The organism is Cytobacillus luteolus (assembly GCF_017873715.1).
Lineage (GTDB): Bacteria > Bacillota > Bacilli > Bacillales > Bacillaceae_L > Bacillus_BV > Bacillus_BV luteola.
In genome coordinates this window covers 47,263-59,393 of record NZ_JAGGKM010000002.1, presented here as the reverse complement: position 1 = coordinate 59,393, position 12,131 = coordinate 47,263, and the positions used below count along the sequence as shown (strand labels likewise).

At 38.1% G+C, this 12,131-nt stretch carries 10 protein-coding genes; 1 reads left to right on the top strand and 9 read right to left on the bottom strand.

The features are described 5' to 3' along the window. Positions 1-42 precede the first annotated feature (42 nt). The 9 genes from J2Z26_RS05145 to J2Z26_RS05105 all read right to left on the bottom strand — a co-directional run bounded on the left by J2Z26_RS05145 (position 43) and on the right by J2Z26_RS05105 (position 10,773). On the bottom strand, positions 43-1,509 hold the full coding sequence (locus tag J2Z26_RS05145; protein WP_193536187.1) for a CoA-acylating methylmalonate-semialdehyde dehydrogenase: 1,467 nt from the start codon (positions 1,507-1,509) through the stop codon (positions 43-45). Positions 1,510-1,877: 368 nt separating this feature from the next. After that, a complete protein-coding gene (locus J2Z26_RS05140; RefSeq protein ID WP_406565553.1) occupies positions 1,878-3,509 on the bottom strand; it encodes a PucR family transcriptional regulator in 1,632 nt (543 codons plus the stop codon). Positions 3,510-3,621: 112 nt separating this feature from the next. After that, complete coding sequence (locus J2Z26_RS05135) at positions 3,622-3,813, bottom strand: hypothetical protein (protein ID WP_193536183.1); 192 nt, start codon at positions 3,811-3,813, stop codon at positions 3,622-3,624. Between the two features lie 13 nt (positions 3,814-3,826). Beyond that, positions 3,827-4,039, bottom strand: a complete 213-nt coding sequence (locus J2Z26_RS05130; protein ID WP_193536181.1) for a hypothetical protein — start codon at positions 4,037-4,039, stop codon at positions 3,827-3,829. 28 nt (positions 4,040-4,067) lie between these two features. Continuing rightward, positions 4,068-5,540 (bottom strand): NCS1 family transporter, encoded by a 1,473-nt coding sequence (locus J2Z26_RS05125; RefSeq protein WP_193536179.1) that lies wholly within the window; start codon positions 5,538-5,540, stop codon positions 4,068-4,070. Positions 5,541-5,655: 115 nt separating this feature from the next. Beyond that, positions 5,656-7,074 (bottom strand): dihydropyrimidinase, encoded by a 1,419-nt coding sequence (hydA, locus tag J2Z26_RS05120; RefSeq protein ID WP_193536177.1) that lies wholly within the window; start codon positions 7,072-7,074, stop codon positions 5,656-5,658. A gap of 22 nt (positions 7,075-7,096) precedes the next feature. After that, positions 7,097-8,383 carry an NAD-dependent dihydropyrimidine dehydrogenase subunit PreA gene (gene preA, locus J2Z26_RS05115; protein ID WP_193536175.1) on the bottom strand — a complete coding sequence of 429 codons (1,287 nt, stop codon included), beginning with the start codon at positions 8,381-8,383 and terminating at the stop codon, positions 7,097-7,099. Between the two features lie 26 nt (positions 8,384-8,409). Further along, the gene (locus J2Z26_RS05110; protein ID WP_193537313.1) at positions 8,410-9,786 is read right to left on the bottom strand and encodes an NAD(P)-dependent oxidoreductase; all 1,377 of its coding nucleotides are present in this window, start codon (positions 9,784-9,786) and stop codon (positions 8,410-8,412) included. A 96-nt stretch (positions 9,787-9,882) separates the two neighbouring features. Then, positions 9,883-10,773, bottom strand: coding sequence for a nitrilase-related carbon-nitrogen hydrolase (locus J2Z26_RS05105; RefSeq protein ID WP_193536173.1), 891 nt, complete (start codon positions 10,771-10,773; stop codon positions 9,883-9,885). Positions 10,774-11,119: 346 nt separating this feature from the next. Here J2Z26_RS05105 and J2Z26_RS05100 point away from each other — a divergent pair, with 346 nt between their 5' ends. After that, complete coding sequence (locus tag J2Z26_RS05100) at positions 11,120-12,007, top strand: MBL fold metallo-hydrolase (RefSeq protein WP_193536171.1); 888 nt, start codon at positions 11,120-11,122, stop codon at positions 12,005-12,007. The last annotated feature ends 124 nt before the right edge of the window (positions 12,008-12,131 follow it).

Here is a 12,131-nt window from a genome sequence, read left to right as displayed (position 1 = left end):
GGAGAGTTCTTGATAGGGATACTCCCCTTTTACAACAGTGTATTAATAATCAAAACGTGATGTAATCATTTTTTTACGAGTAAAGAAGTTTACTCCATCTTTTCCGTTTACATGAAGGTCTCCATAAAAAGAATCCTTCCAGCCTGAGAATGGGAAAAAGGCCATTGTTGCAGGTACTCCTACATTGATTCCTAGCATTCCAGCATCGGCTTCTTGTCTAAATTGTCTAACTGCTCTTGCATCTTTCGTGTAAATTGTTGCTCCATTTCCATAGCGTGACTTACGAATAAATTCAAGCCCTTCATCAAGATCATTTGCACGAAGAAGGCTTAGTACAGGTGCAAAAATTTCGTCTTTTGCAATTGTCATTTCTGGTGTAACATGATCAAAAATCGTTGCCCCAAGGAAATTTCCTTCTTGCATTTTCTGCATATCCACTCGACCATCTCTTAAAAGTGTTGCGCCTTCTTCTAGCCCTTTTTCAATATACCCTAACACCTTTTGACGGTGAGAATCTCTAATAACTGGAGTAAGAAGAACTTCATCGTCTATTCCATTTCCGATAATCAGGTCATCTGCCTTATTTTTAAGTGCTTCAACAAACTTGTCACCATCACCAACAACAATCACTGCACTGCAAGCCATACAACGTTGCCCAGCACTTCCAAACGTTGAGCTAATGATATTAGCTACCGCTTTTTCCATATCGGCATCAGGCATAACAATGTGATGATTTTTTGCACCTGAAAGGGCCTGAACACGTTTACCTTGAGCAGCTGCTCTTTCGTAAACGTATTTTGCAACTGGTTGTGAGCCAACAAATGATATCGCTTTCACTTCAGGGTGATCTAAAAGTCCATTTACAACATCATGTGCACCATGGACGATGTTAAATACCCCTTTTGGAGCACCAGCTTCTGTAAACAATCTAGCAAGCTCGTTTGCTAAAATCGGTGTACGTTCTGAAGGTTTAAGAACGAAAGTATTTCCACACGCAATCGCTAGTGGGAACATCCACATTGGGACCATCATTGGGAAGTTAAATGGCGTAATTCCGCCAACAACACCTAAAGGAAACCTGAACATTTCAGAATCGATATCCTCAGCAATGTTAGCTAATGTTTCGCCCATCATTAATGTTGGAGCACCTGCTGCAAACTCAACACACTCTAGCCCTCTTTGCACCTCTCCATGAGCTTCTTTATATGACTTTCCATTTTCTTGAACAATGAGTTGAGCTAGCTTTTCATGATTTTCAGTTAACAGGTAGTGATACTTATAGAGGATTCTCGCTCTTTTCGGAACCGGTGTATCTCTCCATGTTTTAAAAGCGTCGGAAGCTGCTTTAACCGCTAAGTCTACATCTTTTTTTGTAGAAATTGGGACTCTTGCTAGAATTTCACCAGTTGCTGGATTTGGAACCTCAAGTGTTTCAGTACTTGTTGCTTCAACCCATTCTCCATTAATATAGTTTCGTAGAACCACTGTCTCATTTTTAGTTACAGTCATATAGAAGCCTCCTCTTACTTGTCTGTATTTCTTATTATACTAATCTATGTTAATTATCGCTCATTTTAAACATGCATTCATTAGACATTTTGTAAAATAAGTGGTGGGGGTTATTCAACAATCTGATTAAAGAAGAAACCTACTTAGGTGGGTAAGTAGGTTAATAGTTAAATATGGTTACGTTACATTCTCTATAGTTGTGTAATTCGTTCTTAATTAAGTAAATTGCTGAGTTTTGAAAGTATTTTATAAATGTTGTTAAGTATTTATTAGTAATAGTTAAGTATTTTATCGAATTAATTAAGTATTTTACCCTTCAAAGAAAGTATTGTAATATCCTTCCAAAAACAACCCATAATCCTAACTCATCAGTAAGCCTCCCGCTCCACTTCCGTCGCTTTCCTTGCAGCTACTAAATATTCATACGAATAAATCATAAATTCGATCGTTAATCGCTTTTCATGATTCATAAAATCCGGGCCAAGTAGTTTTTCTAGTTTTTGAATTCGATGATAGAGAGTTTGCCTTACAATATAGAGTCTTTTGGCTGTCTCTTGTTTTGAGCCATTGCAGGATAAATAGATTTTTAACGTTTCCATGAGCTTTCCATTGTATTTTTTATCATAAGCAATAATTGGTTCAAGGTATTCTAGGACAATTTCGTGTAGGTCTAAGTGGCGATTTAGTTGTGAGATGATACGGTAAATGTGAAGGTCGTCGTAAAAGTGGCTTTCAGCTTTGTTTCCAATGCGTTCTTGGATTCGGATGGTTTCTAGTGAAGTTTGATAGCTTGAATGAATGGCTGTAATGTCTTCTACATATTTTCCGATGGCTATTTTTTTCTTTTGTTCACCTATTTGCGATTTTACATTACATACTCTTTCCATGCCTTGCTTGAATCTTTTTTTCCAGGTGGAACTACCTCTTTCATTTAAAAAGATGAAAATCAATGTGTTTCTCTTTTCAATCGCAAACAAACTGAACCCCTGTTGTTCGAATATCGATCTAACAAAAAGTTTAAAATAAGTTATATCCGCTGAAGAATATTGTTCGAATGACTCAAGTTTAATTAAACAAACAACGGCTCCTTTTGTTTTAAACTTCGGATTAAAATAAGAAAGGTATTCTCTGATCTCTTCTTCTGTATGTATACCTTCAATCCACCCATTAAGCCACTCGGTCTCTTCCATTCTTCTCTTTTCTTCTACATAAAGTTCCCGTAATAATAACTGAGCAAGTGCTGTTGCAGTCCTGTCTAATATTAGGTGGTCAAATTCTGTTAAGACTCTTTCATCAGAGCAAATAATCAACTCGGCATAATTATCACCTAATAGTTGAACTGGATTTCTTTCGATCGAGTAAAGCGTACTATCCTTTTTTTCAATAGATTTTAAGAGTAATTTTCGTTCATTACTACTACTGATTTCAGGTAAAAACTGAACTTCCTCATTACTAAATAGTAGAATCACTTGTACCTGTAGATACTGGTGAATGAATTTTAGAATCTCAATATAATTATCGATAGTCAAGAGCTTCTTATTTAGAGCCTGTGAGTAGCTTTCCAAGTCTGATATCATCTGATATTGACGGTGGATGAGGAGTGTGTGAATGTCTTGAGTAATTTCGACAAATGGAACTTCATGATGAAATAGAATAATTGGAAAGTGTGCTTGATTTGCTAGGTCAATGACCAGCTCTGGAATAGTGGATGTGAAGGTACCGATTTCAATACATAGGCCAGCTGCGTCTGAATCAATTAACTGCTGGACAAGAGAAAGAAAGATGTCATGGTTGTCCTTCCATGCAACACCTGTTGAAAGGATTAGTTCACTTCCATTTAATAGTTTACGAATATTTATAACCTCGACAACATGGACCCATTTTACTAATCGGCCCAGTCCCTCTTTCCCCGCAATCACTTCTATGTTCTCAAAATGTTTTCTTTCTAAAATATCCTTAACCATGAGATAAGATTTCAAAGTTTCGTCTCCCTTATACATAAATTAAAGAATTATAGTTAATTATAATACAAACGCTTTGAATTATCTAATTTTTCAGATAACAGAAAAACTGGTAAGCTATTTAGTAGCTTACCAGTTTCTAAAGTAAGAACTATTCATTTGGATAATATGCATCGTACTCTTGAATCATTCCGTTGAACTTCTCTTTGTCATAAAAGTCTTCGGACTGCCAAAAAGCTTTCATCCACTTGATCACTTCAAAGGGTGTGTTACCATTTCTAAGATTGTTGTTTACCAACTCTTCATGGTTAATTTTCGATTTAAATTTCACGAAGAATCCCACATATGCTCCTCCTTTAGGCTTCTTTGGTTTGTTTGATTAACATAACTGAGAAATACTTCCGAGCTTCTGCCGTTTGGATGTGTAGCGTTTCTTTTTCCTTTTCTTTGTTTTCAAAATCGACTAAAGCCCCACTTAGGTTTTCAGTAATGTTCGTGATTTTATAATCGTTTTGAAGTAGAAAATCAATTCTGTCTCGTTCCTGTAAAAATTGTTGATAATCGGACATTGTTTTTTTCTCCTTTATCTCAAAATTTTTATACTTTTACATCCACACTTTCAGGAATTATAACCGGCTCTGGATCTAAACTTATTTCCCAATCCCTACCTGCTGTAATCCCTAAATACTTTTCATCACTCGGGTCTTCAATTTCCGCTTGCTTATACTTGTTAAAATACCAGTACTTGCAGAGCACGTAATACATAATCGCCCCTACGCCAAACCCGACAAAGAAAGAGTAAGCAGATAACCAGTACGCTGCAAAACCTCCTACAATCCATGAAATTAAACCTGCTATATTTATCCCATTCATGTATCTAAACTGACCATCTGCCTTGTAAAGATCATGAACATTTACACGTCTTTTACGAAGCACATAATAATCAGTAAACAAAATCCCTACGATAGCTGATAGAATACCCCCAATAACGAGTAAAGCAGGGATAATAATTCCAAATAAGCTCCAAGGCTGAACAACAATTCCAACAATACCCGCAAGGATTACACCCGCCCAAAATGGAACTCTTGGTCCACCTACATTTGAGAATATTGTCGCTGCAGGAATAACATTTGCCGAAGTATTTGTTGACCACTGTGCTAACACAATCATTAAAAGGAGAATACCTAAAATAAATCCACTTGCTGCTTGTTGAAGTCCAACTACGGGATCATAGTTCATCACCGCAACATAAGAAACTGCTCCAATGATAACCATAAATGTATTTGTTAAAGGCATAGCGATTACACTACCAGCTAATTGGGCTTTATTACGTCTAAACCAGTTGCGCTCGTTTTTAGGTGCTTTAAAGAATCGGGATAAAGATGGCATATCAGCAGCTAAAGTAGCCCAGAATCCCATATTACTCATAACAACAACCATAAATGCGGTAAAGGCTGCACCACCAGTGACTGGATTTTCAACCCACGTCCATACATCCCTGCCTTCAGCTAAAGCCTTATCCGATAAAGAAACATACATCCAAGCTGAGATTAGAATGATGATAGGTGCTGCTAAATCAGCAAAGCGCTCAACTGCCTTAATTCCTAATGCGGTATTTACTAATTGAACTGTTGCAAATAAAAGGAAACAAATAAACCAATTGTCAAAGCCAAAGAGAGTTGCTAAAATTGCATTCATCGCGGTTGCACCAAAATAGGTATTAATTCCAAACCAACAGGAAGCTGTAATTCCACGAACTAATGAAGGAATATGGGTACCAATCGTTCCAAATGGTGCCCTCATGTAAACTGGAAAAGAGAGTCCGTGTTCAACCCCTATATCCCCGATAATCGTCATGAAAATACCTATTAAGACTGAACCCAAAAGTGTGCCAGCAATTACCCAGCCTAAAGGTAGAGATTGAATGCCCGAACCACCAATAGCAAAGGCTGCTAAAACAACAGCCATCCCAACCCAAATGACTGAGAATCCAAAAGCACTAATCTTCCTGTTACCATGAGAAATGGGAAGTAAATCTGGAGACTTTAAATAATTCCCGCCTTTTTCCATACAAACACCCCTTTAATATTTTTAATATTCTGAATAATTTATGCGTACTTCTTTATTCAGCAAGGTCATTTAGATCAGTGGAGGTATTCGAACACACCATCCACTGATCCTTTATTTAAAGGGTTACGGACTTGCTCTCTTTTGGCTCAAGCGAATGTCCGTAATTTGCTCGTTTCACAAACTGTCCTGCACCAACTGTACCTACAAACTGTTTATCGCGAATAACAAATTCCCCTCTTGAGAGCACTGTGACAGGTTCACCGGTCACTTCCATCCCTTCAAAAGCACTATAATCTACAGCCATATGATGTGTTTTGGCAGAAATAGTTCTTTCCACATTCGGATCAAAAATAACTAGGTCCGCATCAACCCCTACGGCAATGGTTCCTTTTCTTGGGTATAATCCAAATAGCTTTGCAATCCTTGTTGATGTAATATCAACAAACTGATTTAAGGAAATTCTTCCTTTTTTAACACCTTCTGAAAATAAAATGCTAAAGCGATCCTCGATAATTGGTCCTCCGTTTGGAATTTTTGAAAAGTCTCCTCTTCCTAATTCTTTTTGTCCTTTAAAATCAAATGAACACTGGTCAGAACCAACCGTTTGAAGCTGTCCTGTTTTTAATGCTTTCCATAACTCTTCTTGATTCCATTTCTCACGTAGTGGCGGTGACCAAACATATTTAGCACCTTCAAAATTCGGTTTTTCAAGGTAAGATATATCTAATACCAAGTACTGTGGGCAAGTTTCTCCCCATACTTCAACACCGTTTGCTCTTGCTTCTGCAATTTTTCGAGCAGCATCTGCGCAGGATACATGTACAACATATAATTGAGAGTTTGCTAGACCTGTTAAGGTTGCTGCTCTAGCCGTTGCTTCGCCCTCAATTTCAGGTGGCCTTGTAAGAGCATGGTAGATTGGGTCTGTGTTTCCTTCTCTCAATGCTTTTTTTACTAAGTAATCAATAACGTCTCCATTTTCAGCGTGCACCATAACAAGCGCACCGAGTTCCTTAGCCGCAAGTAGGGTTTGGAATAGCGTGTCATCATCTGCTTGAAGAACATTTTTGTAAGCCATAAATACTTTAAATGATGTAATTCCTTCCTCATTAATAACCAATGGTAATTCATTTAGGACCGATTCGTTGACTTCACCAATCATTAAATGAAATCCATAATCGATAACTGCTTTACCTTTTGACTTTTTATGCCATACATCAATCGCATTTTTCAAAGGTTCACCTTTTGTTGATAAGCAAAAGTCAATGATCGTCGTTGTTCCTCCAAATGCAGCAGCAATTGTACCTGTTTCAAAATCATCCTTGGTTACCGTACCTCCAAAAGGCATTTCGAGGTGAGTGTGGGGATCAATTCCACCTGGAAACACGTAGCAACCATTTGCATCAACGACCTCTGCTCCTTGTTCAGTCAGATTTTGACCTAGTAAGCTAATAACCCCATTTTCTATTAAAATGTCCGCTTGATACGTTTCTGTTGCCGTAACGATGGTACCGTTTTTGATAATCTTCTTCATGTTTACCCTCCTTAACAGCTATTTATTTTTTCACCGTTTCGGTACTACAAGAAACAGTTCCTAATACAGCTTGACGTTCGTTCCAGGTCATAGGTGGGAGTTCATTCGGTATCTCAACCATATCGATTGCACCATCGACCGGACACACAATTGAGCATAAGTTACAGCCAACACAATCTTCTTCTCTTACCTTCAAAATATTGTAGCCATTGCCATCCTTCAACATATCAATACACTGATGTGACGTGTCTTCACAGGCTATGTGACACTTATTGCAGTTAATACAAACATCATTGTTAATTCGGGCTACGATTTTATAATTCAGATCTAAATCGCCCCAGTCTGAGTATTTAGTTACTGATTTACCGACTAAGTCCATGGCTGAAGTAAGACCTTTTTCATCAAGATAATTATTTAATCCTTCTATCATATCCTCAACAATCCTAAATCCATGGTGCATAACCGCTGTACACACCTGAACCCCGGTTGCACCCATTAACATAAATTCAACAACATTTTGCCAGTTTGATATTCCACCAATCCCTGAGATTGGGATATTAATTCTCGGATTTCTTGCACAGTCTCCAACCATGTGAAGAGCAATAGGCTTAACTGCTGGACCACAATATCCACCATGAGCCCCTTTTCCACCAACATGTGGAATCGTGTCCCACGTATTGATATCGACTCCTGCTAAACTATTAATTGTATTAATCATACTGATCGCGTCCGCACCACCTCTTGCTGCTGCCTCTGCCGTTACAGTAATATCCGTAATATTTGGAGTGAGCTTAACAATTACAGGTGTTTTAGCTGCTTCTTTAACCCAGTAGGTTTGTTTTTCAACAAGTTCTGGTACTTGCCCAGAAGCAGAGCCCATTCCTCTTTCAGCCATCCCATGTGGACATCCAAAGTTTAGCTCTAGACCATCAACTCCAACATCTTCAACTCGTTTTACAATCTCATGCCACTTTTCCTGTTTTGGCTCAACCATTAGCGATGCAATGATCGCATGGTTTGGAAATCGTTTCTTCGTTTCATAAATTTCCTTTAGATTTACCTCTAGTGGTCTATCAGTAATGAGCTCTATATTATTAAATCCTGCAACTTTTTGGCCATTAAAGCTTACCGCAGCAAAACGGGATGACACGTTTAGAATTGGCTCGCCTAGTGTTTTCCAAACAGCTCCTCCCCAACCAGCTTCAAACGCTCGTTGAACCTGATACCCTGAATTTGTTGGAGGAGCAGAAGCTAACCAAAAAGGATTGGGTGATTTTATGCCTGCTAAATTAATACTTAAATCTGCCATTCTCTTACCTCCGTTCTATTTAGTGATTATGCTGTTTCTACCGATTGTTTTGATAATAGTTTATGAATTGCATAAGCGGTCTCTTTGCCTTGTTGAGCTGCAGAAACGACCATGGCCTCACCCTGACCCTTTCCAAAAATAACATCTCCACAAGCAAACACCTTTTCATTTGAGGTTTGATACGTATTCTGATCAATTTTCACAACACCGCCTGAGTGTTCAAGCTGGAATTTTTCAAGCAACTCCACATATCTGGATTGACCGATTGCCTTAATTACCGCATCTACTTCAAGCGTGAATTCAGAGCCCTCAATAGGCACAGGACGCCTACGACCATCTTTACCTGGCTCAGTTAATGTCATCTTGATACATTCGATGGCTCTCACTTGACCTTGCTCATTACCAACAATTCGAGTCGGAGCCGTTAACCATCTGAATTCAACACCATCTTGTTTTGCGAATTCGTATTCAAAATCATAAGCCGTCATTTCCTCGACTGTTCGTCTGTAAAGGATTTTGACATTTTCAGCTCCGAGACGTACGGAACAGGTTGCACCATCGATTGCTGTATTACCAGCACCAATAACCACTACTTTTTTGTTTAAAAATTGATCTGAGATTGGTGTTGTTTTTGTATTTTTAACAAACTCTATCGCATCGTAGACTCCATTTAATTCTTCACCTGGAATACCAAGATTAGGTACACTTGACATTCCAACGGCTAGAATCACAAAATGGTAGTTATTTAGAATCTCTTCAACCGAAATGTCTACGCCAACTCTAGTATTTGTTTGAATTTTCACATCCAAGCTTTTTACTTGGTTTACTTCCCAGAATGAAATCTGCTGTGGCAATCTAAACGAAACTATACCGTACGTGTTTAATCCACCCGCTTGTTCTTCTGCTTCAAAAATGGTCACATCATAGCCTAGTAAACCAAGCTCTCTAGCAGCAGATAAGCCAGCTGGTCCTCCACCAACAACGGCAACTGATTTCCCGTTCTTCCGACCAGGCTTGAACAAAACCTGCTCATTTTGAATAGCCCAGTCAGTTGCATACCGCTGTAAATTTCCAATCATGATTGGCTTGGTTGAATGATTTAAAACACATGCACCTTCGCATAATTCTTCGGTTGGACATACTCGAGCACAGCTTGCCCCAATTGGATTGGCTGTCATAATGGTCTTTGCAGAACCTTTGACATTACCTGATGAAATCTTTTTTATAAAAGTCGGGATATCAATCCCCGTCGGGCAAGCCTGAATACAGGGAGCATCATAGCAATATAGACAGCGATTTGCTTCTTCTATCGCTTCTTGTTTTGTTAACCCTGGATGCACTTCTTGAAAGTTCTTAGCTAAATTATCAAATGAAATTCTAGCTTGGTTTCCGTTATTCACCATTAATACCTCCTTTAGTAGATTCATAGGAATGAGAGCTAAAATAAAAAGACAGGGCCTTTACCATTCTCATGTATGTAAAGCCCTGTAGGATCTAAATTATGGTAATAAGGACGTCATTTCTTGATATGTCTCAGGACGGCGATCGCGGTAAAATTGCCATGTATCACGAACCTCTCGAATCATCTTTTTATTCATTTCGCCAATAATCACTTCATCTTGATCTCGGCTTCCCATGGCTACAAAATTGCCTCGTGGGTCAACCAAATATGATTGTCCGTAAAATTCACCCATATTCCAAGGGCCTTCAAACCCTACACGGTTTATCGCGCCAAGAAAGTATCCATTCGCTACAGCATGTGCTGGTTGCTCAAGCTTCCATAAGTATTCAGAAAGCCCTGCTACTGTCGCCGAAGGATTGAATACAACCTCAGCACCCTTTAAACCTAGTATTCTAGCACCTTCAGGGAAGTGACGATCATAACAAATATAGACACCTACTTTTGCAAAAGCTGTATCAAACACTGGATATCCTAAATTACCAGGTTTGAAATAGAATTTTTCCCAAAATCCATACCCATCATTCCCTACACCAACATGAGGAATGTGTTGCTTTCGGTATTTTCCTAGATAGGATCCATCTGCGTCTATAACAGCAGCTGTATTATAGTAGGTAGCGATACCTTCTCTTTCATAGATTGGTAAAACGATAACAACCTCTAATTCTTTTGCTAACTCTTGAAAGCGCCTTGTTGTAGGGCCATTAGGGATTTCTTCGGCTGCATCATACCATTTCGTGTTTTGTTCAGAACAAAAGTATGGCCCATAAAAGATCTCTTGCAAGCAGATAATTTGTGCCCCTTTTGCCTTAGCCTCTCTTACTAGCTTTATATGTTTTTCAACGGCTTTTTCTTTGTGAACCTCGACTGGTTGGTTTCCATCTACATCGTTCGAAGCTTGAATAAGACCAATTTTCACTTGATCTGACATCGGAAATGCCCCCCTTGATATTTTTTTATAGAAAACGCTTACAGCTAAAAAAGTGGTTACTAGGATGAATACTAGATGTTTTATAATCTAAGATATTCAAATTAACTGAAAAATTAGAACTTTATGTACATTTTACTTTTTAACAAATTTGATTGCATTATACACTCTGTTAAATGGTGTACTACTTTTGTGTTGCAATGTGTAACATGTACAAAAATAAAGACTAAATTCATAGTTTTGCTAATAGATTAAAAGTTGGTCAACTCTTCTTCTACTCATTGAGGTGCATCCTATGATATAATGAATGAACATTCATTCAATTATTGCATGAAAGAGGTGTTGTACAATGAACCGAATTGGCCCAATTGTCATTGTAGAAGGTCCAAATCAAAGTAAGGTTCCCTTTTCAAGAAGTTTATATATTGATTGTTCAGATAAAGTGTTAATTGATTCAGGTGGAGAAGCTTCTAGCTTACAAACAATTAATGAAGAGTTTGGAATAGATTTAATTATTAATACTCACTATCATCCTGATCATACACAGCACAATCATTTATTTAAAGATGCTCTAAAATGGATAAACCCAATCGAGTATAAAACGACACGGACGATTGAGGGTGTTGCTAACGAAAATGGCATTTACCAAGAATGGGGTTCCAAAGGTGTGGAAATGTGGCGTAAATCTCTTCCACAAGAATGGGTCGAAAACATAGGTCAAATCACAGGGACCTATGATTATGAAACAGAGTACTGCTTTGGTGATGTTAAGGTTCACTTTTTACATACGCCAGGACATACAAAAGGATTATCTTGTCCCTACTTCCCAGATCAAGGCGTCGTTTTCGTTGGGGATTATGATATGACCTCCTTTGGCCCTTGGTATAACGGATCAGACGGAGATATTGATGATTTTATTTCTTCTGGTAAACGCCTCTTAACACTTGATGCGGATACCTTTATAACTGGACATCAGAAAGGAATTTTTACTAAGCAAGAATTTAAAGTAGCAATGTCTGAATTCCTTGCCATCATCGATAAACGAGATGAACGAATTGAACACTATGTTCGTCAAGGGTTAAACTTTGAAGAGCTTGCATCAGTAGGGATTTTTTATCCTAAGAAATTATTATCGGAACCCCTACTACAAACTTGGGAACGCAGTGGGATTCGGAAGCATTTAATTCGCTTAGGACTTTCAGTTCCAGGTGCGAAACTTGAGTATTCACATAGTTAATGGATTAAACAGGGTTGTAACTTAAGAGACCCTGTTTTTATTATTGGGTGAATTTAAACCCTTGAATCAAAATAATTTTTAATAGTTTAAAAATAAAGTAAAATAAAATTCATAACTACTAAAT

Bases quoted from the DNA above. Each gene is read 5' to 3' on its own strand.
- J2Z26_RS05110 (WP_193537313.1), bottom strand. From the start codon at position 9,786: ATGGTGAATAACGGAAACCAAGCTAGAATTTCATTTGATAATTTAGCT.
- J2Z26_RS05140 (WP_406565553.1), bottom strand. From the start codon at position 3,509: ATGTATAAGGGAGACGAAACTTTGAAATCTTATCTCATGGTTAAGGAT.
- J2Z26_RS05125 (WP_193536179.1), bottom strand. From the start codon at position 5,540: ATGGAAAAAGGCGGGAATTATTTAAAGTCTCCAGATTTACTTCCCATT.
- hydA (WP_193536177.1), bottom strand. From the start codon at position 7,074: ATGAAGAAGATTATCAAAAACGGTACCATCGTTACGGCAACAGAAACG.
- J2Z26_RS05100 (WP_193536171.1), top strand. From the start codon at position 11,120: ATGAACCGAATTGGCCCAATTGTCATTGTAGAAGGTCCAAATCAAAGT.
- preA (WP_193536175.1), bottom strand. From the start codon at position 8,383: ATGGCAGATTTAAGTATTAATTTAGCAGGCATAAAATCACCCAATCCT.
- J2Z26_RS05105 (WP_193536173.1), bottom strand. From the start codon at position 10,773: ATGTCAGATCAAGTGAAAATTGGTCTTATTCAAGCTTCGAACGATGTA.
- J2Z26_RS05130 (WP_193536181.1), bottom strand. From the start codon at position 4,039: ATGTCCGATTATCAACAATTTTTACAGGAACGAGACAGAATTGATTTT.
- J2Z26_RS05145 (WP_193536187.1), bottom strand. From the start codon at position 1,509: ATGACTGTAACTAAAAATGAGACAGTGGTTCTACGAAACTATATTAAT.